At 32.9% G+C, this 24,521-nt stretch carries 22 protein-coding genes; 3 read left to right on the forward strand and 19 right to left on the reverse strand.

Annotated features, from left to right (window positions below; translation table 11 throughout):
- Window positions 1-136: 136 nt before the first annotated feature.
- The 7 genes from EG814_RS06895 to EG814_RS06925 form a co-directional block, all read right to left on the reverse strand.
- A complete protein-coding gene (locus EG814_RS06895) occupies window positions 137-4,189 on the reverse strand; it encodes a PAS domain S-box protein (RefSeq protein WP_125720257.1) in 4,053 nt (1,350 codons plus the stop codon).
- A gap of 91 nt (window positions 4,190-4,280) precedes the next feature.
- Entirely contained in the window at window positions 4,281-5,078 is a 798-nt protein-coding gene (locus tag EG814_RS06900; protein WP_125720259.1) for a DUF2189 domain-containing protein, read from the reverse strand.
- A 120-nt stretch (window positions 5,079-5,198) separates the two neighbouring features.
- Window positions 5,199-6,527, reverse strand: a complete 1,329-nt coding sequence (locus EG814_RS06905; protein ID WP_125720261.1) for an aldehyde dehydrogenase — start codon at window positions 6,525-6,527, stop codon at window positions 5,199-5,201.
- A gap of 75 nt (window positions 6,528-6,602) precedes the next feature.
- A complete protein-coding gene (locus tag EG814_RS06910) occupies window positions 6,603-7,292 on the reverse strand; it encodes an RluA family pseudouridine synthase (RefSeq protein ID WP_125720263.1) in 690 nt (229 codons plus the stop codon).
- A gap of 194 nt (window positions 7,293-7,486) precedes the next feature.
- Window positions 7,487-8,305, reverse strand: a complete 819-nt coding sequence (gene panB / locus EG814_RS06915; RefSeq protein ID WP_125720265.1) for a 3-methyl-2-oxobutanoate hydroxymethyltransferase — start codon at window positions 8,303-8,305, stop codon at window positions 7,487-7,489.
- A 51-nt stretch (window positions 8,306-8,356) separates the two neighbouring features.
- Entirely contained in the window at window positions 8,357-9,550 is a 1,194-nt protein-coding gene (locus tag EG814_RS06920) for an SH3 domain-containing protein (protein WP_125720267.1), read from the reverse strand.
- A gap of 171 nt (window positions 9,551-9,721) precedes the next feature.
- On the reverse strand, window positions 9,722-11,149 hold the full coding sequence (locus EG814_RS06925; protein ID WP_125720269.1) for an L-serine ammonia-lyase: 1,428 nt from the start codon (window positions 11,147-11,149) through the stop codon (window positions 9,722-9,724).
- A 297-nt stretch (window positions 11,150-11,446) separates the two neighbouring features.
- Here EG814_RS06925 and EG814_RS06930 point away from each other — a divergent pair, with 297 nt between their 5' ends.
- From EG814_RS06930 to EG814_RS06940, 3 genes are read left to right on the forward strand one after another with little or no spacing between them, the layout of a single operon-like run.
- Window positions 11,447-13,594 (forward strand): cation:proton antiporter, encoded by a 2,148-nt coding sequence (locus tag EG814_RS06930; RefSeq protein WP_125720271.1) that lies wholly within the window; start codon window positions 11,447-11,449, stop codon window positions 13,592-13,594.
- An 11-nt stretch (window positions 13,595-13,605) separates the two neighbouring features.
- Window positions 13,606-14,064, forward strand: coding sequence for a hypothetical protein (locus tag EG814_RS06935; protein WP_125720273.1), 459 nt, complete (start codon window positions 13,606-13,608; stop codon window positions 14,062-14,064).
- 4 nt (window positions 14,065-14,068) lie between these two features.
- A complete protein-coding gene (locus EG814_RS06940) occupies window positions 14,069-14,428 on the forward strand; it encodes a VOC family protein (protein ID WP_125720275.1) in 360 nt (119 codons plus the stop codon).
- A 37-nt stretch (window positions 14,429-14,465) separates the two neighbouring features.
- Here EG814_RS06940 and EG814_RS06945 read toward each other — a convergent pair whose 3' ends face one another.
- The 12 genes from EG814_RS06945 to EG814_RS07000 form a co-directional block, all read right to left on the reverse strand.
- Complete coding sequence (locus EG814_RS06945) at window positions 14,466-15,149, reverse strand: 2'-5' RNA ligase family protein (protein ID WP_125720277.1); 684 nt, start codon at window positions 15,147-15,149, stop codon at window positions 14,466-14,468.
- Window positions 15,150-15,154: 5 nt separating this feature from the next.
- Window positions 15,155-15,523: an iron chaperone gene (locus tag EG814_RS06950; RefSeq protein ID WP_125720279.1), complete on the reverse strand. Its 369-nt coding sequence runs from the start codon at window positions 15,521-15,523 to the stop codon at window positions 15,155-15,157.
- Window positions 15,524-15,807: 284 nt separating this feature from the next.
- Window positions 15,808-16,275 carry an SRPBCC family protein gene (locus EG814_RS06955; RefSeq protein WP_125720281.1) on the reverse strand — a complete coding sequence of 156 codons (468 nt, stop codon included), beginning with the start codon at window positions 16,273-16,275 and terminating at the stop codon, window positions 15,808-15,810.
- A 153-nt stretch (window positions 16,276-16,428) separates the two neighbouring features.
- Entirely contained in the window at window positions 16,429-17,655 is a 1,227-nt protein-coding gene (locus EG814_RS06960; RefSeq protein ID WP_125720283.1) for a porin family protein, read from the reverse strand.
- 39 nt (window positions 17,656-17,694) lie between these two features.
- Window positions 17,695-18,882: a porin family protein gene (locus tag EG814_RS06965; RefSeq protein ID WP_125720285.1), complete on the reverse strand. Its 1,188-nt coding sequence runs from the start codon at window positions 18,880-18,882 to the stop codon at window positions 17,695-17,697.
- A 76-nt stretch (window positions 18,883-18,958) separates the two neighbouring features.
- Window positions 18,959-19,540, reverse strand: coding sequence for an LOG family protein (locus EG814_RS06970; protein ID WP_125720287.1), 582 nt, complete (start codon window positions 19,538-19,540; stop codon window positions 18,959-18,961).
- Window positions 19,541-19,680: 140 nt separating this feature from the next.
- Entirely contained in the window at window positions 19,681-20,208 is a 528-nt protein-coding gene (locus EG814_RS06975) for a GNAT family N-acetyltransferase (RefSeq protein ID WP_125720289.1), read from the reverse strand.
- A gap of 28 nt (window positions 20,209-20,236) precedes the next feature.
- Window positions 20,237-21,361, reverse strand: coding sequence for a lactonase family protein (locus EG814_RS06980; protein ID WP_125720291.1), 1,125 nt, complete (start codon window positions 21,359-21,361; stop codon window positions 20,237-20,239).
- A 124-nt stretch (window positions 21,362-21,485) separates the two neighbouring features.
- Window positions 21,486-22,589 carry an MBL fold metallo-hydrolase gene (locus EG814_RS06985; protein ID WP_125720293.1) on the reverse strand — a complete coding sequence of 368 codons (1,104 nt, stop codon included), beginning with the start codon at window positions 22,587-22,589 and terminating at the stop codon, window positions 21,486-21,488.
- A 1-nt stretch (window position 22,590) separates the two neighbouring features.
- Window positions 22,591-23,013, reverse strand: a complete 423-nt coding sequence (locus EG814_RS06990) for a DUF1801 domain-containing protein (protein WP_125720295.1) — start codon at window positions 23,011-23,013, stop codon at window positions 22,591-22,593.
- 2 nt (window positions 23,014-23,015) lie between these two features.
- On the reverse strand, window positions 23,016-24,065 hold the full coding sequence (locus tag EG814_RS06995; RefSeq protein ID WP_125720297.1) for a serine hydrolase domain-containing protein: 1,050 nt from the start codon (window positions 24,063-24,065) through the stop codon (window positions 23,016-23,018).
- Between the two features lie 75 nt (window positions 24,066-24,140).
- Window positions 24,141-24,509, reverse strand: a complete 369-nt coding sequence (locus tag EG814_RS07000) for a nuclear transport factor 2 family protein (protein ID WP_125720299.1) — start codon at window positions 24,507-24,509, stop codon at window positions 24,141-24,143.
- Window positions 24,510-24,521: the final 12 nt, after the last annotated feature.

Below are 24,521 nucleotides of genomic sequence, written 5' to 3' on the forward strand. Positions count from 1 at the left end.
ATTGTTTTTTAACTTGTTATTTAAAACGTTGTACGAATTTAGAGATTTTTTGGGATAAATTTCACAATCAGAACATTTGTTTTTAGTCTGAGTTATAGTTTTTGATTAAAATCAATTTACCGAAACTGTCAACAAATTAACCTAGCCATTTTACTAAAGCTTCTTCTACTGTTCCTTTCATAATCGGTTTAGAAATATAATCGTCCATTCCGGCAGAAATACATTTGTTTCGTTCTTCTTTTTCAGCACCGGCAGTAACGGCAATTATCGGAATATCTCGGCCTTTTTTAGTATTTCTAATGGCTTTTGCAGTTTCGTAGCCATTCATGATTGGCATTTGGATATCCATAAAAATAATGGTTGGATTGATTTTTTCAAATTGCTGAATGGCTTCGTATCCGTTTTCGCATTCAAAAATAAAGGCATTGCTATATAGATTTTTTATAATTGTTTTAAGAAGTAGCATATTTACTTTGTTGTCTTCTACAATCAAAAAAGTAATATCGCTGTCACTTGTTTCTAGTGCATTAGAATCGACATTGATATTTAAACTTTTGAGCTCGGCGTTGTATTTATCATGAATACTTTGATTGCTTGTTTTTAAGTTTAAATCAAAAAAGAAAGTGCTTCCCTCATCAATTTTGCTTTCCAGCTGTAAGCGGCTTTCCATTAAAGCAAGCAACTGATTGGATATTGTTAAACCTAAACCGGTTCCTCCAAATTTTCTCGTAGTAGAACTGTCTTCCTGCAGAAATGCTTTAAAAATTTTCTTCTGATTTTTTTCTAGAATACCAATTCCAGTATCGACTACAGCAAAACGGATAAGGCTGTTGTTGTTGTGTTTTTTTTCTAAAACCGTAACATTTAATTGGATAGAGCCTTTGATTGTAAATTTTACTGCGTTAGAAAGAAGGTTAATCAAAATTTGTTTGAGTCGCACAATATCTGTCCATATGTAATTAGGAACATCTGGATCAATATTCAGTTCAAGTTCGAGATTTTTTCTGTTAGATTCATAAAGGATTAAATCAAAAACTTGTCCTAAGATTTTTTTAATATCATATAAATCAATAAAAAGTTCCAATTTTCCGGCTTCAATTTTCGAAAAATCTAAAATGTCATTTATAATTTCAAGAAGAGAATGGGCCGACTGGTTGATGGTAGTCATGTATTTTTCTTGAATTTCTTCCAAATCCGTTTTCATTAGTAGGTGTGTAAAACCAATAATTCCGTTTAGCGGAGTTCTGATTTCGTGAGACATATTGGCCAAAAAATCAGATTTTGATTTGTTTGCCGCTTCTGCAAGCTGTTTGGCTTTTATGGCATCTTCTATTTCTTTTTTGCTTGTAATGTCAAAATAAATTCCGCCAACAAATTCAATCTCATCATCTCGTTTAATTACGTCTCCAAATTCTTCTATCCAAATAAACTCGCCGCTTTTACGCTTAATGCGGTACACATTATGCAAGGGCATTCCTTTTTGTAAATTATCAATTTGGTTATTAATTACTTCTTCTTTATCATCAGGATGAATTAACGAGAGAAAAGACAAATTATTTTCAATAAACTCAGATTTTGAATATCCCGTTAGGTTTAAAACTTCGTCGTTTAAGAATATTTTAGTTGAAAAAGCATCAAATTTTGATAAATAAACCGTTCCAGGAATATTGTTGGCAATCAATTTGAATTTTTCTTCACTTTCTATAATTTTAGTTTCATTTCGGTTTCGTTCTAAAGCAGACGAAATATTATTTGCCAAAACCTGAAAGATATTTATTTCGTCTTCAGACCATTTTCTTTCTGTTGTGCAGTCATCAAAACCAATAAAGCCAGTAAAAATATCGTTGATATAGAGCGGTAGAATTAAGATAGATTGAATTTCATTGTCAATCAGAAGTTTTTTAAAGAAACCATCGGCAAGATTTCGAGTCAATGTATTAACAATTTTTCTTTGTGATGCGGCCTCGTAAATTTCTTTCAGATTTTCTTCAGACATAAGGCGAAGTGGCGTAATCTGATGAGTTACACCTTCGCGAGACCATTTGTATTTTTGGCTCACAACATTGTAAATCGCATCTTTTTCGTAGTAATACATATGATCTACTTTGGCCGCTTTTCCAATAATGTTGTACGTTTCCTGAAACATTTGGTGCGTGGTTTTGCTTAGTAGAAACTTCTCGGTACAGGAAGAAAGCGCAGACAAAAGCTGACTTTTAAGCTCTAATTTTCTTTCTGCTTCTAAACGCATTTGAGAAGAAATTGCCAACGAAATTACATCTGAAATAGTTCTAGCATAATTAATGTCTTCATTATCCCATTCTCTTTTTTGTTCTGTGCTTTCAAAACAAGCCACGCCCGCTAATTGGCCTGTTAAGAAAATAGGCACATCGAGCATCGACTTGATGTTATTTTTTGTAAAATAAAGCTTTTCAAATTCAGAGGTTTCCAGTTTATTGAATACATCTGGGGCATTAATAATCGCTTTGTTGTTTAAGGTTTCAAAATAAATAGGATAAGACTCCTTATTTAGAATATTTTTGTCGCTTAGGCTTTGATTATCAAGACTAAAAAGATTTTTGCAGGTAATCAAATCATTGTCATATTTCCAGAAACTAATGCGATTGACTTGACTTATGGTTGCGGCTTCTTTTAAGATTAAATCAATAACAGTGTTTAATTGATTGTATTTGCTAAAGTCTGTAGTTGATAATTTTTTGGTTGAACTATTATAGGCTTCAATTTTTTTAAGACGCTTTTTTTTCTCGTTTTCGATATTCTTTTTTTCTGTAATATCTCTTGCTATTCCAGAAAATCCAGTTGTTAATCCTAGTTCATTTTTACGGACAATGATTTTTTGTGAAATCCATATTTCTTCACCATTTTTTTTCAGAACCGGAATTTCAATAATAGGATAATTACTTTCGTTAAGCACCAAATTCTCATAAAAATCAACGGCGCTATTGATATAATTTTCGTGAATAAAATTGGAATAATGTTTTTTAATTATTTCATTTTCAGTGTAGCCAAGAGCATAAGCACCAAATTCATTTATAAAAGTAAAATGACCTTCTGCATCGATTTCAAAAATAATATCGGTTGCTGTCTGAATTAGATTTTTGTACTGATCTTGAACTATAACCTGTTCTGTAACATCTTGTCCAATGCTGATAATTAAATCGTCTGAGAATTTTTTATCTTTCCACTGAATGTATTTGTATTCGCCGTTTTGGGTTTTTAATTTTCTAATGTAAAGTTTGTTTTCTTGATTTCCTGTTGCATTTAAATTTCCGTGCGATTCAGGATCTTGCGTTAGTTCCCAGAATTTTAATCCCATAACAGCATCAGGTTGGTATCCTAAAATTGGAGTTATCGTTTCGCTGCAAAAAAGTATTTCGCCTTTTTGGTTGGATGCTATCGTAAGCGAATTTCCTTTATGAACAATTTCGTTTGCAAACCTAAAATTGTCACGATTGTTTACTAAAACAGCATATTTTACCTGATTTATAATGAAAATGAGGATACAAAAATTGAGTAGTAAAATAGAAGATTTTATCGGAATAAGATGCAGTGCTAACGTAACAATTAAAAAAGTAAACGTTAAACCAACAAAAAACCAGTAAATTTTTATGGGTTTGAGGATGTTGTAAGAAAAGAAAAATGAAATTAGGAAAACGATGATGGGCACAACATCATTTTTTAAAGTAACAATGTTGAAGGCGACGTAACTGATGTAAATGAAAAAACAGAAAATAAATATCTGTTGGATTTGATCTCTCAGCCATTTAATTTTATCTGTTATGGCATAAGTAATAAGAACAAAAACACCGATTAAAACATTGGTTAATAATAGGCTTTTGGGTCTAATTTTGAAGATTTCATTTATAATTTCGATAACAATAACCGCTATACCAAAAAACAGGATATAAAGTTGGTATTCTCTACGGGCAGTGTCTTGTTCTTTCTTTTTTTCGATGAAATTTCCAATTTTAGATTTAATTCTAAAAAATTGATAAACCAGCAGTGAAAGAAAGGCAAAAAGTGATAATCCTAAAACAAAAAGTTTATGATTATTGTAATAAATGATATCGGAATTAAACACATACCATCCGGTCATAATTGATTCAAAGGCATTTCCAATAGTGAAAATTCCTGAAATAACCGAATTGAAAAAACTACAGTTTGCGGCCATAGAATTTGGGGTATGTTGGTTTAGTAAATAAGGTTTTGAAAATTCTTAAAAAGAAGTGGTTAGTTTCTCTGCGAAATAAGAATTTTCTATTTTAATCTACATCCTGTCTTCCAATAGAATCTATTGAATCTTCTTCTTCAGATTCTGTTCCAAAAATGGCAAAATAGGTTGCGTAAATCATTGAGCTATTAAAAACAACAGTAAAAATGACTCCAACGCAACAGCCAATAAAGCCAATCATTGAACCAAGAAAACCTATGATGAAAAAAGCAAATATGTTAATTGGATTTTTTGTAACGATAATAATGCTGGCTTTTATAGCATCGAATGCTTTTAGATTTCCGAAAACAATTAACGGAATTGATAAATACATAAAGAAGGAAACGGTAAACGAAATTATATTTCCGACAAACAAAACGCCCAAGCTATCAATTAAATTGGCTAGAGCAGTTCCTAGCAAAGCAGGAATAAATGCGGCTACAAAAATTTGCCCGAAATAAGGAGATTTGTAATAGGTGAAAATGGTTGAAACGTTAAACTCTACATCTTTGTCTGCAGAATCTGCCATTTTTAGAAATCCTGCTCCAAAAGGGGCTGTAATTCCTGCAACTACAGAAACAGCAACAGTTTGTATGACAAGTTGGATAGCGGTGAACTCTTGGTTTTCAAAATTTTGAATGAAATCTTTAGTCATAGCTTCGGCTCCAAAATAGGCTATCATTACGCCCATAAAAGCCACAGCGGCAATAATTGAAAATACTAAAATGATAAGCCCAGAGTAAAGAGCTATTTTTTTATAGTTTTCGAAAGCATGATTAAAAACTGTAGCAAAATCAAGGGAATAGCCATTTTTTTTGATGTCCTCAATTTGGTTAAGTGTCGATTTCATTTTAATGTAAAATTGTTTTATAGACTTGTACTATTTGAAAGGTATCTTGACGTAAATATAATATTTTTAATCAATACCGTATCAAAATCTACAAAACATTCCCAAATGTTTTTAATTGATTTATAACCAGTCTAAAACACGTTTTATGGAAGCCAATTTATCTTTGTAAGGTGCGTAACGCATAGGTAAATCGAGCCAGTTTGCTTTTTTTACAATTGCTTTATGATGAGAAAAGGTATCGAAGCTTAGTTTACCATGATAAGCACCGATTCCGCTTTGTCCAACACCGCCAAAAGGCAGTCTTTTATTGGAAAAATGAACAACAGTATCATTGATGCACCCGCCTCCAAAAGAGTATTTTGAAATTAATTGCTTCGAAAATGAATTATTTTCACTAAAAATATAAAATGAAAGAGGTTTCTCATAACGGCTAACAACCTTTTCAATATCGTTTTCATTCTCATAAACGAGTATCGGCAGAATTGGCCCAAAGATTTCTTCTTTCATAACGGCACTATCTAGATCGGGTTCTTCTAGAAGGGTAGGAGCAATATAAAGTGAATTGGCGTCACTTTCTCCGCCAAACAAAACATGCTCATTTTGAATCATGTTGGTCAATCTAAACCAGTTTTTAGTATTTATAATTCGAGCAAAATCTGGTGATTTATCTATTTTTTTTCCGTAGGCTTTAATAATTTCTTCAATTAAATAAGAAATAAAATTGACCTTCATGTTTTTCTGAATCAGAATATAATCTGGAGCAATGCAAGTCTGTCCAGCATTAATAAATTTTCCCCAGACAATTCGTTTGGCAGCGAGTTTTAAGTTGGCGGTTTCATCAACAATACAAGGATTTTTTCCGCCCAATTCTAGAGTTACCGGAGTTAGGTTTTCTGCTGCTGCTTTGGCAACAATTTTGCCGACAGCAACGCTTCCGGTAAAAAAGATATAATCCCAGCGCTGAGCCAATAATTTATTAGAAACTTCGATTCCGCCTTCAAAAACTTCGACGTGATTTACATGGAATGTTTTCTGTATAATTTTTGTTATGATGGCAGAAGTATGAGGTGTTAATTCAGAAGGTTTTAAAACTACGCGATTTCCTGCGGCGACCGCGGCAATAAGCGGACATAAGGCAAGCTGAAAAGGATAGTTCCAAGGAGCAATGATTAGTACGTCTCCGTATGGTTCTTTATAAAGATAATCGCTAGAAGGGAAATTAAGCAAGGAAGGAAAAACTCGATCTGGTTTTGCCCATTTGGAGATGTTTTTTATAACGTCTTTCAGATCTGAAATAACGTAATTGGTTTCAGTCAAAACAGCTTCAAACTCTGGTTTTTTAAAGTCATCATATAAAGCTTTTACGATTAAATCTTCACTTTTCTGAATATTATACAATAACTTTTTTAGAGTTTCCTTTCGATATCCGATGTTGCTTTTATAATCCATTTTCCGATTAGCTTGTTTTTTTCTCTATGCAAGTTAATCGATAAAATTTAAAAAATTAACAATTAAATCATAAAATCATACCGCATTCCAAATTGGATCGTCTGGAGTTGGAGCAATAATTGTGATATCTTCTTTAGAAACAGGATGCACAAAAGTGAGTTTTCTAGCGTGAAGATGAATTCCGCCGTCGGGATTACTTCGGTCTGCACTGTATTTTAAATCTCCTTTAATTGGCGACCCAATAGCGCTTAATTGAGCACGAATTTGATGATGTCTTCCCGTATGCAAATTGATTTCCAATGCAGTGTAATTCTGCAATTCTTTGATTATGGTGTAATCTAAACTGGCTAATTTACTGTCCGGAACTTCTTTTAAATGCGCTTTAGAGGTATTGTTTTTTTCGTTTCTTTTTAAATAATGAACCAATTTTGCTTTTGGCTCTTTTGGTTTATTTTTTACAACCGCCCAATATGTTTTTTTAGTTTCCCGATTGCTGAACAATTCATTCATTCGCGAAAGCGCTTTACTTGTACGAGCAAAAGCTACAATTCCAGTTGTCGGCCGATCCAAACGATGAATAACGCCCAAGAAAACATCTCCAGGTTTATTGTATTTTTCTTTAATATATTCTTTTACAATATCAGAAAGAGGTTTGTCGCCCGTTTTATCTCCCTGCACAATATCTCCCACACGTTTGTTAACCACGATAATATGATTGTCTTCGTGCAGAATTTGTAAATTGTCTTTGGTAGAAATAATTTTCATAATGGGAATTTCGAATTAAATGTAGAAAGTTTGGCTAAAGCCTTTCCGATAGGCTTAAAAAGAACCTCCAGCTAAAGCTGGAGGCAATTTATATTTTTAAACATTAGGTTTATTCTTTGCAACTTTGTCCCTTTGCAACTTTGTCCCTAAGAGCCTTAGAGCCTTAGAACCTTAGCAGCTTAGCAACTCAAAAACTAATACTGTTCATTAGCATTAGGGAAATCGCTAGCCTTAACATCGGCAGCATATTGACCAATTGCTTTTGTCATTTCGTCGTAAAGATTTAAGTAACGGCGTAAGAAACGCGGACTGAATTCGTTGTTCATTCCAAGCATATCGTGAATTACTAAAACCTGACCGTCAACACCGCCACCAGCTCCAATTCCGATTACAGGGATAGAAATGCTTTCTGCTACTTTTTTAGCCAATTGAGCTGGTATTTTTTCAAGAACAACAGCAAAACAGCCTATTTTTTCAAGCATTTGAGCATCTTCAATAAGCTTTTCAGCCTCTTCTTCTTCTTTTGCACGAACACTGTAAGTTCCAAATTTGTAAATGGACTGAGGCGTTAAACCTAAGTGTCCCATAACTGGAATTCCAGCATGCAATATTTTTTTGATCGATTCTTTAATTTCTTTTCCGCCTTCTAATTTTACCGCATGAGCACCACTTTCTTTCATAATTCTGATCGAAGAACGCAAAGCTTCTTTTGGGTCAGACTGGTAACTTCCAAAAGGCAAATCAACGACAACCAAACCTCTTTCTACAGCACGAACCACAGAAGAAGCATGATAAATCATTTGATCTAAAGTAATCGGCAAAGTCGTTTCGTGACCAGCCATTACATTTGATGCCGAATCACCAACTAAAATTACGTCAACACCAGCGGTATCAACAATTTTCGCCATTGTATAATCATACGCAGTAAGCATCGAGATTTTTTCTCCGTTGCTTTTCATTTCAATTAATGACTTTGTTGTGATTCTTTTATAATCTTTTTTTGCTACTGACATTTTCTTGTTTATTTGATATTGTAAAAGTATTGAATAATTGTAAAATGGGAATCAGCAATAATAGAATATTTCGACAGAAAATAGTTTGCCGTCTTTGAATTCTAAGCGAAATTGGCTGTCTTCCATTACAATAGAGTAATTGTGCGGTGATTTTAGAGAAGCTTCAATATAAGTTCCATATTTTTCGATGAAAGCTTTTTCAGACAGCGTATGATCTAAATCCGCATTCTGATTTATTATAAATTTATTGTTTTTAGTAATGTAAACTTTTATGATTTCTCCTTGTTTTTGTTTTTCATCAACAGAAACCTCTAAGTCAGGGTAGTAATAAAATAAATCACTTAAGTAAATCCCGCATTCGTCTGAAATTCGTGCTTTTTTTGCTGGATTTCCCATTATTTTAATTAAATCAGTTTGCGAAATTGTTACCGATTTTGTTTTAAAACCTTTAAGCGAATAATGTGCTTTTTGTGTGAATGAAATGATTTGTTCAGGCAATTTATGATTGGATAATGCCTTCGCTAAAACCATATTGAGTTCGGTTTCAGCAAGTAATTTTGGATCATTGAGTTTCTCGACAACTTCATAATATCTTTGATAGGCAGGAGTTAATTTAGAATAATCACTATTCCAGGCCAATTCTACAATTCTTTCACTTACTGTTTTACGTTCAGAAAGAGCGTTTTTATCTAATGTGTCGAAATCATTCAATAAAGTATCAAAATCAGGTCTCGTACCAAGAAATTTTCTCAATGTATATTTTGCAGATTCTTCATTCAGACTTCCGCTAATATTAACCCATTCCTCAGGATTTAAAGGAAGATAATTTACAGCAACGGGATCTCCTGTAAATAGAATTTCTCTAATTTTTGAGTTTTTATCTGGTAAAACTCTGGCTTTTAATCCGGCAGCAAGAATAAAAAGATGATTTCCGCCATAGTAAGCATCGCCACCTTCAAGAATTGGGTTTTTTGGATCTTTAGTTTTTACATCTTTAGCATTGAGACTTTTGGCTACGTATTTCTCTTGTACATATCCTTTGTTCAAATTATCTGCTTGTATTTTGTACCAGCCATTTTCATTTTCAGACAATAATAGAACTTGAGCTCCATATTTTAAAAAGCCTAAAAAATCGGCATTTGTATTTGGAGAAATAAAAAGTCTTGTATCAGAATTTAGAAAATAACGTTCTTGAGAATGCAGTAAAATAGAACAGAAAAAGAGTAAAAAGTAAAGTTTTTTCATGAATTTGATTTTGTTTTTTGCCACAGATTAAAAAGATTTCGCGGATTTTTTTTCTTTACGCAGATTTACAAAATGAAAGCAGATTATTATAAATTTAAAATAAATCTGTCAAATTTTTTAAATCTGCATGAAAAAATCATTTTAATCCTTTAATCTGTGGCTTAAAAAGTTTTAGCAATCAGCCATATTTACGGCAATTGCAAGACCTCCTTCAGAAGTTTCTTTGTATTTAGAATTCATATCTTTTGCAGTTTCCCACATCGTGTTAATCACTTTGTCTAGTGGAACTTTAGCATTTTTAGAATCAGTTTCGAGAGCCAACTCAGCAGCATTTATTGCTTTAATGGCGCCCATTGTGTTTCTTTCGATACACGGAATCTGAACCAGTCCGCCAATAGGATCGCAGGTTAAACCTAAATGATGTTCCATAGCGATTTCTGCCGCCATTAAAACCTGAGCAGGAGTTCCGCCCATTAATTCGCAAAGCGCACCAGCGGCCATAGAAGACGAAACGCCAATCTCAGCTTGGCACCCGCCCATTGCTGCAGAAATAGTTGATCCTTTTTTGAAGATACTTCCAATTTCGCCTGCAACCATCAAAAATTGTTTGATTTCTTTTTCGCCTGCGTTGTGATTTTCGATCACCATATAATACATTAAAACTGCCGGAATTACTCCAGAACTTCCATTAGTTGGAGCAGTAACCACACGTCCTAGAGACGCATTTACTTCATTCACGGCAAGTGCAAAACAGCTTACCCATTTTAAGATCTGGCGAAATTTCACCTCAGTTTTTCTAATTTCTTCTAGCCAGCTTTGCGGATCGGTATAATTTGATAATCCAATTAGGTTTTGGTGCATATCAAAAGCTCTTCTGCGTACATGAAGCCCGCCAGGAAGAATTCCTTCAGAATGACAGCCAATGTACATGCACTCCAGCATTGTGTTCCAGATGCGCATTAATTCAGAATGCACTTCGGCTTCTGGACGCATCGAAATTTCATTTTCATATACAATTTCAGAAATCGATTTGTTTTCTTTAATCGTATAATTCAGCAATTCAGCAGCATTTTGAACTGGGTAAGGAAAAGCACATTTTATAACTTCCTTTATTTTAGCATTGGTGCGTTCTTCTTTAACAACAAATCCGCCTCCGATAGAATAAAAAGTCGATTCATATTCAGAATCATCAGATTTGTAAGCCGTAAATTTCAAGCCGTTGGCATGAAAAGGAAGAAAATCTTTATTGAAAACAATGTCTTGAAGAAAAAAGAACGGAATCACTTTCTGGTTCCCCAAATTGATTTCGTTTGTGGTTTCGATTTTTTTAATAATTCCGGCAATATCTTCCACAGGAATGTATTCAGGATCTTGTCCGCTCAGTCCGAGCATTACGGCAAGATCTGTTGCGTGGCCTTTTCCAGTTAAAGAAAGCGAGCCATATAAATCGACTTTTACCCTTGTGATATCGTCTAAAATTGCTTCTTCTTTCAGTTCTTCCAGAAAGCGTTCGGCAGCGCGCCACGGTCCCAAAGTATGGGAGCTTGAAGGACCAACGCCAATTTTAAGCATATCAAAAACAGAGATACATTCTTCCATTGTTCAATTTTTGTTAAGACAAAGATAATCGAATAATGCAATGAAGATTTCTTTTTTAATGTTAATCTTGCGTATTTGTTAAAATAAATATTAAAATTTAATAATTTGGCAACGAAATAAATTTAAGGCCTTAATATGCAGTTTGCGTAAAAAGTTCACGTTTTTTAGGTATTTTTGTAAAAGAACGAGTTAGAATAAATACTTGATTCCTTAATATTAATACTTCATGGATTTTTGTTTTAATTCTGAAAATGTCTTTTTACAAATATGAATACCACAAGAAGATAAAGTTACCCTATGATAGAATTTTTCAGACATCTATTACAAGAATTCGAATTACCACTAAGCAATCCTGTATTGATATTTTCATTAATACTTTTTATAATTCTGCTTTCGCCGATTTTATTAAAAAAGATCAATATTCCAGGAATTATCGGACTTATTATTTCTGGTGTTGTAATTGGCCCACACGGATTAAATATTTTAGCAAAAAATTCTGCTGTTGATTTATTTTCGACAATCGGCCTTTTGTATATTATGTTTATTGCGGGACTAGAACTGGATATGAATGAGTTTAAAGCCAACAGAAATAAGAGTTTGCTTTTCGGTTTTTTTACCTTTATTCTGCCGCTTTCAATCGGATTTCCAGTTTGTTTTTATTTGCTTCAATACGATTTTAATGCCAGTTTCTTAACGGCGAGCATGTTTGCGACACATACTTTGGTTGCCTATCCGATTGTGAGTAAATTAGGAATTGCCAAAAATCAAGCGGTTGCTATTACAGTCGGCGGAACTATTTTGACCGATACTGCGGTTTTGATTATTCTAGCCGTAATTATGGGAAGCAGCCAAGGCAATTTAACTCAGGCTTTTTGGGTTAAGCTGATAGTTTCCTTAGCCATTTTTTCTGCCATAATGTTTGTAATTATTCCGCGTGTTGCCAAATGGTTTTTCAAAAAATTAGAAAGTGAGAAACATGCCCATTATATTTTTGTGCTTTCGGTAGTTTTCTTTGCCGCGTTTTTGGCCGAAGTAGCAGGAGTAGAGCCAATTATTGGTGCTTTCGTTGCAGGTTTGGCATTAAATCCGCTTATTCCGCATTCTTCTGCTTTAATGAACAGAATTGAATTTATCGGGAATTCATTGTTTATTCCGTTTTTCCTGATTTCTGTGGGAATGTTAGTTGATGTAAGCGTTATTTTAAGCGGACCAACAGCTTTGATTGTGGCAGGAACTTTGAGTGTTGTGGCAATTTTTGGAAAATGGATTGCTGCATTTTTTACTCAAATTGTTTTTAAATATACTAGAACCGAAAGACAGCTTATTTTCGGATTGAGCAGTGCGCACGCCGCAGCTACTTTAGCGGTAATTTTGGTGGGGTATAAAGCAAAAATTTTAGATGAAAATATCTTAAACGGAACCATTATCCTAATTCTGATTACGTGTATTGTAGCTTCTTTTGCCACAGAAAAAGCAGCCAAAAAAATTGCGATTTGTGAGGAAGAAATTTCACCGCAAGATGCAGGAAAAGATCAGATTTTAGATGAGCATATATTAATTCCGCTAGCAAAAACTTCTGCGGCTGCAAGTTTATTGGATTTTGCACTTTTAATAAAAGACAAAAAATCGTCAAATCCGGTTACGTTATTGACTATTGTTCCCAATAATAATCAGGCAGAAAAGAACATTTTAAAATACAGAAAAGCTGCTGATAAATTTGTAATTCAAGGATCAGCTTCAGAAGTGAAAATTAATACCATTGCCAGAATTGACCATAATCCAGCGAGCGGAATTGCGAGAACTTCCAAAGAAATCATGTCGGATATCGTGATTGTTGGCTGGCCAAGAAAGACTGGATTTATTGATAAAATTTTTGGAGAAAATGTAGATTCGATTATTAACAATGTCGATAAGAATTTGTTTATCTGCAGGTTTCAAAGAAATTTTATTGAAGAAAAAAGATTGGTTTTTATCTGTCCGCCATTTTCAGAAAGAGGAATCGGATTTCAATTATTGTTGCAGAAAATGTGCCGTTTGTCTCAGGAATTAAGTATTCCAATTGTTGTTTATGCGGAATATAATACACATCAGATGATTCAGCAAATAGCGAATAATTTAAAACTGAATGCAAAATTAGGATTTAAAAGCGTAATAGACTGGGAAGATTTTGAGGCTATTACAGATGAAATAAAACCAACAGATTTAGTGGTTTTCAATTTATCAAGAAAAGGTTCGGTTTCGTATCAATCTATCTTTGATAGACTGCCTTCAAAATTTGAAAAAGCATTTAGCGAAAACAATGTAATCTTGGTTTATCCACATGACGACAGAAAAGAAAGTGCGATGGATGCCTACGAAGATTTTACAGCTTCGCCTTTAACCAAAGGAATCGAAGCCATTGAGCAGATTGGTCGTGGTTTGGGAAGTATTTTGAAGAAAAATTAAATAATACCTTCATGAAAATCTCAACTATTTTTCCTGTTTTGGTTTTTGCTTTTATTTCTTTGAATTGCAATAGAGCTAAAGAAGAGACAAATTTAAATTCTGAAGTTGTGGTTAATAGTGATAGCATTACAAAACCCACGAAAAAAGAATTGCCAGAGAATTTTGAAGAATTCAATAAAAAGTTTCATTCTGATTCTCTTTTTCAGGTTTCGAGAGTTGATTTTCCTATTGGAGGAAAACATGTTTCTGGTTTTGAGCAATACAATTGGACAAGAAAGAACTGGCAGTTTCAAGCTGTTCCAGTAGCTGAAAATACTGCAATTGAAGACTACCAGCATTCATTAGTAAAAACGGATACTTTAATAACAGAAAAATTCTGGATTCCAGACAGTGGTTTTGAAGTAGAAAGACAATTTAAACTGATTAATAATAAATGGTTTTTAATTTATTATAGCGACATAAATTTGTAATAAAATGAATCACAACGCAAAATCAATTCGACCATTTATAGGTTCTAAAAATTTCGAAATCTCAAGAAGTTTTTATCGCGATTTAGGATTTGAAGAAACGGTTTTAGATTCAAAAATGTCTGTTTTTAAAACGGGAGAAATTGCTTTTTATCTTCAGGATTATTACGATAAAAACTGGATCGAAAATACCATGATTTTTCTTGAAGTCGATGATGTGGAGCGTTATTACAGCGAACTCTTAGCTTTAAATCTTACTGAAAAATATGATGTAAAACTAACGCCAATCCGTTATGAAGATTGGGGAAGCGAATGTTTTCTTCATGATCCTTCTGGGGTTTTATGGCATTTTGGAAAGTTTAAATAAAGAAAAAAAGAATTGGTGAAATTAGTGGCAAAAAAAATTACCTCAATCCAAAATCCCCTAAAACGCGCGTTGTACTTTTACGCTGATACCAGTCATTATAAACCAATTCTAACTTTTTGACTTCAAAAGTTCCGAAATCATAATCACGGAATTTTTCTGCTATTTCTATTAGTTTTTTTGTGTCTTGAAGTTTTTCCTGAAAACGCATAACAGTAGCATGTGCCGCAAATATAGAATAACGACTATCTATACTTTGCTGTAATTCTGAATTTTTAAAATTTTCACGAAGTCTATTTCTCAAATTATTCAAAGTTTCATCACTTGGAAATCCCTGAATCATGAAGGCAGATGGAGAAGCGGTAATTCCTTTAAACTGAATTTGGATTTTCTCAACATCAACAAGACTTCTGCAAATCACTTCAATATATTCGTTTGGCGAAATCTGATTTAAATTGAAATCTGAAGAACAAGAAATAATTGACATAACCGTAATATGAATATCTGAATCCGGATAAAAATACTGTTCAGGCTCCGCTTTTTTCAATTCGCTAATAAAGTCTTCAATATTGGCTTTAATTTCATCATTTGGGCGAATAAGCAACGTAATTCCAAAACGAGAATCTGACTCATTTTTAAGCTCAGAATCGATGGAATATTTTCCTGATGAAATGGTTTCAGAAGATGATTTATAAAGCTCGTTGTAATGTTCGGTTAAATTCATTTGGGTTATTTCTTTTTTACTTTTTCCAGATTTTCTTTGACTCTAAATTTAACGATTTCAGCGATTAAATCATAAGGCATTGGATCTTTTAGTGGAAACTGAACAGAGCCTTTTCCAGATTTGTATTTAGAAAGTTTTGTTGCAAAAGCTTCGTGTCCAGTTGGTAAAGCATAAAGTCCGATATGGTTTTTATAAGCAGCAAAATAAACGACAATTCCATTTTGGTCAAAAGCTGGCATAGAATAACTGATTTTTTCTTTGGCATCTGGAGCTGCTTTTTGAATTGTCATTCTAACTTTCTCCAAAATTTCCTGAACATCGTTTGGAAATCCACCAATGTATTCGTCTATATTTTCGGGTTTTTTAATGTCCATGATTTTTTGTTTGAAGTTTAATGTTTCAAGTTTAATGTTTCAAGTTTTCTTTGCGTAAAAAACTTTGTGGTTAATTTTTACGCAAAGTTCGCTAAGATATTTTAATTGGGAGACTAAGCAGAATCTATATATTAAGTTCGCAAAGCTTTATCTAGATAAACTTTGTGTAGACAAAGCTTTGTGAACTTTTCATTTTTAATGATTCTCAAAAAAAACTTCGCGTTCTCTGCGTAGAACCTTTGCGTGCTCTGCGGTTAAAAAATCACAAAGTATTAAAAACACTATTAAGCAAGCCCCTTAGGAAAGCGATCCAAAACCAGATTTAATTGCAAATGATGCTCTAAATAAGCTTTTGCTCCAGCTAAAACCAAAGTAAAACCTTCAGTTGAATTACGAACCTGATCGATTATTTTATCTGCATCTCCTTGAAAACCAGAATTGGTAATACTCACAAAAGTTTCGTTTTCATTCAACGGACTAAAAACCCATTCTACTAGAGTAAGTTCGTCTGGATTTCCCCATTCGATGACAATCTTTTTATTTTCTTGAAGAACAAGCGTCTTTACTGAAAGCGAAAAGCCATACATTTCCCAAGTCCATTCCGTTTTCTGATTTTCTTCTAATTTTCCAGATCCTTTAGTAAACCAAAATTTACTCGTAATCTGAGGATCAATAAAAGCCTGAAAAACTTCTGAAACAGGTTTTCGAATCAGCATTTCGGCTTTAGCAAATTTGTTATTTTCTGTTTTCATTTCTTTTAGGTTAGATGTGGTTTGTTAGGTATTTGATGAAAATGCTGAAATGCATATAAATTTTTAAAAGCTCTAATTTAAGGAAAAACTAAATGGAATAAAAAAAAGCTTTACAAATTATGTAAAGCTCTTTTTCTCTGTATCGTTGATTTTTTAAAATATTGAATAACCAAAAGTTAAAGCGAATGACTTATAGTTGGAATTCCATTCTCTATAATTTGCAACTACATTCTTTCCTAGATTTGCTCTAAATTCTACACTGTACTTTTGTTTAAATTTATATCCTAACCCAAACGCAAAGCTTGTAGTTGGTTTTAGTTCAAGAGTAGTGTTCCTTTGTGAAGAATACTCCAGATATGCTTCTGAATTTATTGCTTGATCCATAACGATTTGGCCGTTTAGAAAAACACTTGAATCATTATTTAAAAACATGTAGTATCGTATTCCAAGAGGCAATTCGATTGCGTTGTATTGAATGTTTCCTTTCAATTCTTCATTTGTTCTTGAATCAAGTCTTGATTTTTCTGCTTTATATCCTCCTACGTAAGTCGGTTCAAAAATTACAGCCCATTTGTTTTTATTAAATGGTAAAAACAATTCAGCTTCAACACCAAAACGGAATCCAATTTTATTGTCAAAGTCTCTATCATAATCAGGTGTTGACATTGAAGGATTGCTAATTGATATTACGGAGCTGGTAATTCCTGGTCTAATGTTTAAATTGAATAAATCTCTTTTTTCATTAGATTTAAAAATGGTGTATTTTGAATTGTTGCATTCATTGTATTTTGTAAAAAATTTCAACAAACTATTTTTTCTATAAGTAAGTTTTTCGACATCAGCAATAACAATATTATCACATTTTAAAGCCATCCACAATTGCTGTTTATATTGCTTATTTTGTGCAATCTGTTCTTCAGAAGTTTTATAAGATTTGAAAACTAATTGATTAATTTCTACTGAATCTGTTTTAAAAAAATAACGCGTAGTATTACCGAAAACATATTCATATAAACTTGCTTTTCCTTCTAGTAAAACTTTCAATAGGACGGTTTCTTTTTTGAACTCAGGATTTTTATCATAGCTCATGTTGCTTATTACACTAGTAGATTTGTCTATATCTACAGTAAATCGCTCGTATTTGGACTGATTTTCAATTTCAAAGCTTTTTATTTGTTGAATAGAAATTGTAATCGGCTGATCTTGTTCATCTAATTTATATTGAATTTCTGATGGATTGTTACTCCAGTCAATATTTTTAATTAAACAGTTTGTCTTTTTGTCGTTGTTGTCAATGAAATATCCTTTTTCAAATACAATTTGAGAATAGGATTTAAAAGAAAGAATAAGAGCAAAAAGTAATAGTAATTTTATTTTCATTATTTATAATTTAAGGATAATTTATTGGTTTGTAAAGAGTTAAATCAACGTGTAGCCTAAAACTAGAGAAAAAGAACGGTATGTTGAAGAATCTGAAAAGTAGTTATCTAGAATATTCTTTTTAAAATTCATTCTTAATTCGGCACTATACTTTCCTCTAAAATTGTAACCTGCACCAAAGAAAAGACTGCTATTAGGTAATATTTGCCTTTCGCTGTTCTTGTACTTATTACCTTCAAAATGAAGTGTAGAATTAACCGCCTGCATAATGACATATTGGGTATTGGCAAAGAATTTTGATTTGTCATTAACAAACATATAATATCTAAAACCTACAGGAAGCTCAATAGTGTTATAAATGATTTTTGCTTTTTCAGTTTCTAATGTGTTTCCTGTTGAAAAACTATGATAAGTTGGTTCAAATAATATAGCCCATTTATTTTTATTAAACGGAAGGATAAACTCTGCTTCAAGACCTAATCTAAAACCAATTCTATTGCTAAAATTAAAAGGCGATTGATTTGAAATAGTTAAATTAGAATTTGTAATTCCTGTTCTAATGTTAAGGTTAAATAGGTCTTTTTTAGTTTGATCGTGATAAATTGTTAAATTTGAGTTTTGACACTTATTGTATTTTGTAAAAAAATTAGTGAGTTCTTCTGCTTTGTATTTTAACTTTTCTACTTCAACTATACCAATTTCAGCGCATTGTAGATTAGCCCACAATTGCTGTCTAAATTGATTGTTTATTCCAACTTGATCTTGCTGAATTTTATACGTTTTAAAAACCAATTGTTGAACAGGATTTTGGTCAATTTTGTAAAAATATCGGACCAAATTCCCATCAATATATTCATATAAAGTGGCTTTGCCTTCAACAATAACTCTCAAGAAAAGTATCTCTTTCTTAAAGACTGGATAATTTTCAAATTTCATCTCTCTTAATTCTGAAGATGACCGATCGATATCAATATTGAATCGTTCATATTTTGATTCATTATAAATGCCAAATCCTTTAATATTTTGAATATTAGCGAGACTATTTTCTCCTTGTTCATTTAGTTTATATTGAATTTCTGTCGGATTGTTATTCCAGTCAATGTTTTCAATTAAACAATCAATTTTATTATCATTATTGTCGATTATGTATCCTTTTTCAAAAACAATTTGAGAATAGGATTTAAAAGAAAGAATAAGCGCAAAGATTAATAGCAATTTTATTTTCATTATTTGATTTGAGGTTAGTTAAAATTCCTCGCAAAGATATAAGAACCTCTTTCACTTCAAAGCGTATTTCTACGTATTAAACTTCTTTTTTATCAATCCATTTTCCAACAGTTGGCGCCGTGTAATTTTTCATTTGTTCTAATAAATCGTCGATAGTATCGCTTACCAAAAGCATTTTTTGATTGACTTCCTTCAATAGTCCTTTTACTGTCATGGTTTGCAGCAATTCGATCAGCGAATCGTAAAAACCATCTGTGTTAAGAATTGCAATTGGTTTTTTATGTAATCCTAATTGCGCCCAAGTTAGCATTTCGAAAAGTTCTTCTAGAGTACCAAAACCGCCCGGAAGCGCAATTACGCCATCGCATAAATCATTCATTTTGGTTTTTCTTTCGTGCATGCTTTCCACCAAAATTAATTCAGTTAAACCTAAATGCGCAATTTCTTTCGATCTTAAAAAATTAGGCAAAACCCCAATTACTTTTCCGCCAGCGTTCAAAGCTCCGTCCGCAACAGCGCCCATTAAGCCTACATTTGCGCCACCGTAAACGACTTCTATATTTTGCTCAGCCAAAGTTTTACCCAAAGCAGTAGCTTGTTCTTCGTAAATTTTTTCAGTGCCAAAACTAGAAGCACAGAAAACGGTTATTCTTTTCATTCTTTTAAATTATAAGTTATGAATTATGAGTTATGAATTATGAATTATGAATTATGAATTATGAATTATAAATTATGAATTTTAACGGATATCAGTTTGCTTTTCGACTAATAATTAATAATTCATAACTCATAATTTTATTATCTTTTTTTCTTCAATTCATATTCAAAATACGGAACTTCTACGCCATTTATGTTAAATGTAAGATCATTTACTTTTTCTGCTCCAAGCTTTAAAACCGCTTTTTGCGAACGGAAATTTTCTGATCCAACATGAAAAAGTACTGAATCTACATGCTGAAAAGCATAATCCATCATTAATTTTTTGTTTGAATTATTGTAAGGTCCGCCCCAATATTTTCTGGTAATAAAAGTATAGCCAATTCCGACATTTGATTTTTCTGGATTGTAATCGTAAAAACTTGTTGTTCCCATTACTTCACTAGTCTGTTTGTCGAGAATTAAAAAAGAACCTTTTGTAATTATTATATCAAAAAAAGTTTTAAAACCTTCTTTCGTATAACGATCTTTAACTGGATTTTGTTCCCAAATTAATGGGTCGGAAGCGGCTTCAAATAAGGCTTCAAAATGTTTTTCTTCTAACGGAATTAACTTTGAAATTTCGTTTTCTAAGAAATCGGGCTGTAAGTTGAAGTTTGATGTTTGCATTTTTTGTTTTTTAGTTAAAGGCTAATTTTTAGATTCTTTTAATCTGTACACAAGAAACATTTTCCATTTTAATCTGTTTTCCTGTTTTCTTCAATAATCCTGTTTTAGAATCTCTTTTAAAAACAACAACATTTCCGGTTAGAACATTCGATGCTACTAAAAATTTTCCGCTTTCGTCAAGAGCAAAAACTCGCGGATGTTTTCCTAAAGTAGATTGATAACCAATGTTTTTCAGCAATCCGTTTTCGTCAATAGAAAAAATGGCAATGTTATTTTCTTTGCCGCGGTTGGTTGCATATAGAAACTTTCCATCGGGAGAAATGTGAATATCAGAGCTTTCAAAACCTTCTTTTATTTCATCAGTATGTGTGGCAATGCGCTGAATTTTAGTTAAAACGCCATTTTCATAACTGTAAACGCTTATTTGTCCTGCCATTTCTTCAATGCAATATCCCCATTTTTGATTGGGGTGAAAAGTAAAATGTCTTGGCCCAGCTTCTAAATCAGTTTTCGTAAACGGATTTGCAGTTTCTGACAAAGGCTTTTTCTGATTTTCATCAAAAGCATAACAGCGAATTTTATCGGCTCCTAAATCGGGTAGAAACAAATAATCACCTTGCGGAGAAAACACGGCCGAATGCACATGAGATTTGGTTTGTCTCTCTTTATTAAAGCTTCCGTCTGTATATTGAAAATTCTGCGCAATCGAATCGATTTTGCCGTTTTCTAAAATAGGAAAAACCGAAACGCTGCCTTCTGTATAATTGGCATTGGCTAGCCATTTTCCGTTTTTATGAACGCTGACATAAACGGGATTTTCTCCACCGCTTCTTTGGCTGTTTAAAAAAGTCAAAGTTTTGGATGATGGATTAAATTCAAAACTGCTTACGCTTCCCGCATTTGGAGTTTTGGTATCAGTACAGGCATAAACATATTTTCCGTTTGGAGAAACGGTCAAATAAGACGGATTCACAATGTTTTTAACAGAAGTAAATTTGGTTAGTTTTCCGCTTATTGTGTCTAATTGATAAACTTGAATAGCTTCAGCTGTTTTATCACGATTGTAAGATCCTAAAAACACGTAGGTATTTTGAGAAAATAGGGTTATTGTTAAGAGAAATGCAATTGCAGAATAGTATATTTTTGGTTTCATTTTTAGTTTTTTGTTTCAGGTTTCAGGTTTCAGGTTTCAGGTTTCAAGTTTTTCCTTCTACTTCACTTTGAACCTTTGTTTCTTTGAGCCTTTGTTTCTTAAAAAAAGCCTTTGTTGCTTAAACCTATCGAATGTTAAGCCACCACTGTTTAAACTCTTGCTTTTCATTTTTCAGTTCGACTGCTTCGCCTATCTTAGGCGTGATTAATGGAATTGGATTTTCAGACAAACTATTCAATTCAGTTACTTTTTTCAAAGGTTCGTCCCAAGCGTGAAGCGATAATGCAAATTTTGAAGAATGAACCGGAAAAACTCTCTTTGCTTTCAGGTCTTTCATTGCCTTTATGACATCTTCTGGCAGATTATGAATGTATTTCCAGCTCTGGTTGTATTGTCCATTGTCAATTAAAGCAATATCAAAAGGGCCGTATTTTTCACCAATTTCAGCAAAATGCGAATCGTAACCGCTGTCTCCGCCCAAGTACATTTTAAAATCGTTGCTTTCTAAAATAAAAGAAGTCCAAAGTGTATTGCATCTTTTAAAACCTCTGCCCGAAAAATGTCTTGATGGAGCGGTATGAATCGTAAGATTTTCATCTAATTGAATTGTGCTGTACCAGTCTTTTTCGATAATTATTGCTGCAGGGAAACCCCAGAATTCAAAATGCGAGCCCACGCCAAGTGCAGTAATAATCTGTTTGGTTTTAGGTTTTAGTTTTAAAATCGTTTCATAATCCAAATGATCGTAATGATCGTGTGTAATTAGTAGATAATCTATTTCTGGAAGATCATCAACCGTATAAATATCAGACCCTTTAAAAGATTTTGTGGTTCCTGGAATAGGAGAGGCGTTTCCGCTGAAAACGGGATCGATTAAAAAGCGTTTTCCTTCCAATTGAATAAAGTATGACGAATGCCCGAACCAAACCAAAATATCCTGATCTAAAGAAAGTTCAAGTAAATTGGTTTTTACAGAAGGAATTAAATCTGTCGGAATTTTTTTTTCTACTTTTTTAAAGAAAAAATCATAAAAAACTTTAGAATAACTCGCACCTTCAGCAAGATCTGGAGTAAAATTCTGGTTTTCGAATTTTCCGTTTTTATATTGAGGCGAGTTTTGAATTTGTATCAGTCTTTCGCCAGACGGTGCTTTTCCAAATTTAGGATGTTGCAAAAACAGGTAAACGGCAAGTATTAGTAGAAATATCAGAATTAAGAATGTGGTCATTTTATTTGGAAGGATATAAATTTTGGGTGTATTCCATTGAACGTAAAATTATCTTTTTTAAGATTTCAATATCAATGTCCGCTAATTTTTTAATGTAAATGCAGGCTTTAGAAGAGGTATGTTTTCCGAGTTGAGATAAAAGTTCTTCTCTGTTTTCTTCTGGCAAATAAAAATAGACCGTCATGGCTGCTTTTCTTGGAGAGAACCCAGCTAAAGGCGCGTCGCCTTCGTGTCCGCTATCGTATTTGTAATGATAACTTCCAAAACCAACAATACTTGGGCCCCACATTTTGGGTTCAAAACCCGTGATGTTCTGCATTATTTTTACCAATTCAAAAGCATCGTTTCTTTTTGCTTCATTTTCTACGGCATTTATAAAATCGGTAACGCTGTTGGAAGTTTCGGTTGTTTTATTAGTCGCCATTTTTATTGTTTTTGATTGAATAAATCACTTTTCAAAAGCAGGTTTTTGATTGTAATTCCAGTTTTATAAAACAAATCAGAATTTGCGTTCATTTCATTTTCTAACACAATCATACTCACATCGCTTACAGGAAAATACAAATTTACAGAAGAAAATCCATTGCCGAGACCAGTGTGTCCATAATATTTAGGCGATTCTTTATCTACAATTCTAAGTCCGTAACCGTAACCTATTTTTTCTTTTCCAAAAACATTATGCTGTGCCAGAATATTATATTGTAGCATTAATTGATAGGTTTCGGGTTTTAAGATTTTTCCTTTATGCAGATTGTTGTTCCAAATCAATAAATCATTTGCAGTTGAAACAATGCCGGCAGACGGAACTTTTTCTGGAGTAATCAAAGAATTTTCAGCTTTTTCTATCTTATTATTTTCATTCATATAACCTGTAACCAAATTTTGAGTATTGCCTTCAGAATAACAAAAAGTATTATTCATTTTAAGCTTTTTAAAAAGAGCGCTTGCCATTTCTGCATACGTTTTATTAGAAACAGATTCAATAATCAAACCTAGAAAAGGATAACCTTCATTGCCATATTTAAATTGGCTTCCGGGTTTAAAAGCCAAAGGTTTATTCAGATCTACAATTCCGTGTGTATGATTTAACAACTGATGAGTAGTAATAGAATCTGCCCAGCTTTGCTTTAGATTCGGCAGATATTTTCTAATGGGAACTTGCAAATCTATTTTTCCCTGCTCGACTTCTTTCATAATCAAAACTGCAGTAATTTGCCTTGTATTCGACATGATTTCAAACTGGCTGTCCATTTTTAAAGGTGCCTTTTTATCAAAATCTGCAAAACCCACAGCTTTACTGTAAATTGATTTTCCGTTTTTAGAAATTAAAATTGTTCCATTAAATTTTGGAGAAGAATTGCTTAAAACACTGTCAATCTGGGGAGCAATTGTTGCATTTTTTTGAGCGAAAGAATTCCAATTTGAAAATAGAAAAAAGACAGCTAGTAATGCAGAGAATCTAAAAATGGAATTCATTGTGATGTTTGGAAAGGTTTATGGTTTGTTGTTTGTTGTTTGTTGTTTGTTGAAGATCTTAACTGGAACTGTAAATTAAAACATTCCGTTTTCGTTTATGGAATCTTTGGGTACGGGCTGCCCTAAATCCCAGAGTTCGATAATTTTGTCGCCATCAAATTTTAGAATATGTACAACCGCAAAACCAATGTCTGAAGGTATCTGTTTGAGATGCGAATGTACAGCGACCAAATTGCCATCTTCTAAAATATGGTGAATTTTAAAAACCTTGTTCGGATTTGCTCTGGCAGACTCTTCCATAGCAAGCATTAACGTTTCTGCATCGCCTTTGAAATGGGCATTATGATGTTTAAAATTTTTCCCGACATACAATCGAAAGCCTTCGTGAGAATGCCCTTTTGCTGCCAATTTCAGGAAGTTTTTAGCGATTTCTTTCTTAGTCATGATTCAGGATTT

Source organism: Flavobacterium ustbae (assembly GCF_003946915.1).
Taxonomy (GTDB): domain Bacteria; phylum Bacteroidota; class Bacteroidia; order Flavobacteriales; family Flavobacteriaceae; genus Flavobacterium; species Flavobacterium ustbae.

Coding starts and splice junctions, on each gene's coding strand:
- EG814_RS06900 (WP_125720259.1), bottom strand. CDS start 5,078: ATGAAATCGACACTTAACCAAATTGAGGACATCAAAAAAAATGGCTAT.
- EG814_RS06950 (WP_125720279.1), bottom strand. CDS start 15,523: ATGGACATTAAAAAACCCGAAAATATAGACGAATACATTGGTGGATTT.
- EG814_RS06935 (WP_125720273.1), top strand. CDS start 13,606: ATGAAAATCTCAACTATTTTTCCTGTTTTGGTTTTTGCTTTTATTTCT.
- EG814_RS06965 (WP_125720285.1), bottom strand. CDS start 18,882: ATGAAAATAAAATTGCTATTAATCTTTGCGCTTATTCTTTCTTTTAAA.
- EG814_RS06970 (WP_125720287.1), bottom strand. CDS start 19,540: ATGAAAAGAATAACCGTTTTCTGTGCTTCTAGTTTTGGCACTGAAAAA.
- EG814_RS06995 (WP_125720297.1), bottom strand. CDS start 24,065: ATGAATTCCATTTTTAGATTCTCTGCATTACTAGCTGTCTTTTTTCTA.
- EG814_RS06955 (WP_125720281.1), bottom strand. CDS start 16,275: ATGAAAACAGAAAATAACAAATTTGCTAAAGCCGAAATGCTGATTCGA.
- EG814_RS06920 (WP_125720267.1), bottom strand. CDS start 9,550: ATGAAAAAACTTTACTTTTTACTCTTTTTCTGTTCTATTTTACTGCAT.
- EG814_RS06985 (WP_125720293.1), bottom strand. CDS start 22,589: ATGACCACATTCTTAATTCTGATATTTCTACTAATACTTGCCGTTTAC.
- EG814_RS06975 (WP_125720289.1), bottom strand. CDS start 20,208: ATGCAAACATCAAACTTCAACTTACAGCCCGATTTCTTAGAAAACGAA.
- EG814_RS06990 (WP_125720295.1), bottom strand. CDS start 23,013: ATGGCGACTAATAAAACAACCGAAACTTCCAACAGCGTTACCGATTTT.
- EG814_RS06925 (WP_125720269.1), bottom strand. CDS start 11,149: ATGGAAGAATGTATCTCTGTTTTTGATATGCTTAAAATTGGCGTTGGT.
- EG814_RS06940 (WP_125720275.1), top strand. CDS start 14,069: ATGAATCACAACGCAAAATCAATTCGACCATTTATAGGTTCTAAAAAT.
- EG814_RS06895 (WP_125720257.1), bottom strand. CDS start 4,189: ATGGCCGCAAACTGTAGTTTTTTCAATTCGGTTATTTCAGGAATTTTC.
- panB (WP_125720265.1), bottom strand. CDS start 8,305: ATGTCAGTAGCAAAAAAAGATTATAAAAGAATCACAACAAAGTCATTA.
- EG814_RS07000 (WP_125720299.1), bottom strand. CDS start 24,509: ATGACTAAGAAAGAAATCGCTAAAAACTTCCTGAAATTGGCAGCAAAA.
- EG814_RS06910 (WP_125720263.1), bottom strand. CDS start 7,292: ATGAAAATTATTTCTACCAAAGACAATTTACAAATTCTGCACGAAGAC.
- EG814_RS06945 (WP_125720277.1), bottom strand. CDS start 15,149: ATGAATTTAACCGAACATTACAACGAGCTTTATAAATCATCTTCTGAA.
- EG814_RS06980 (WP_125720291.1), bottom strand. CDS start 21,361: ATGAAACCAAAAATATACTATTCTGCAATTGCATTTCTCTTAACAATA.
- EG814_RS06905 (WP_125720261.1), bottom strand. CDS start 6,527: ATGGATTATAAAAGCAACATCGGATATCGAAAGGAAACTCTAAAAAAG.
- EG814_RS06960 (WP_125720283.1), bottom strand. CDS start 17,655: ATGAAAATAAAATTACTATTACTTTTTGCTCTTATTCTTTCTTTTAAA.
- EG814_RS06930 (WP_125720271.1), top strand. CDS start 11,447: ATGATAGAATTTTTCAGACATCTATTACAAGAATTCGAATTACCACTA.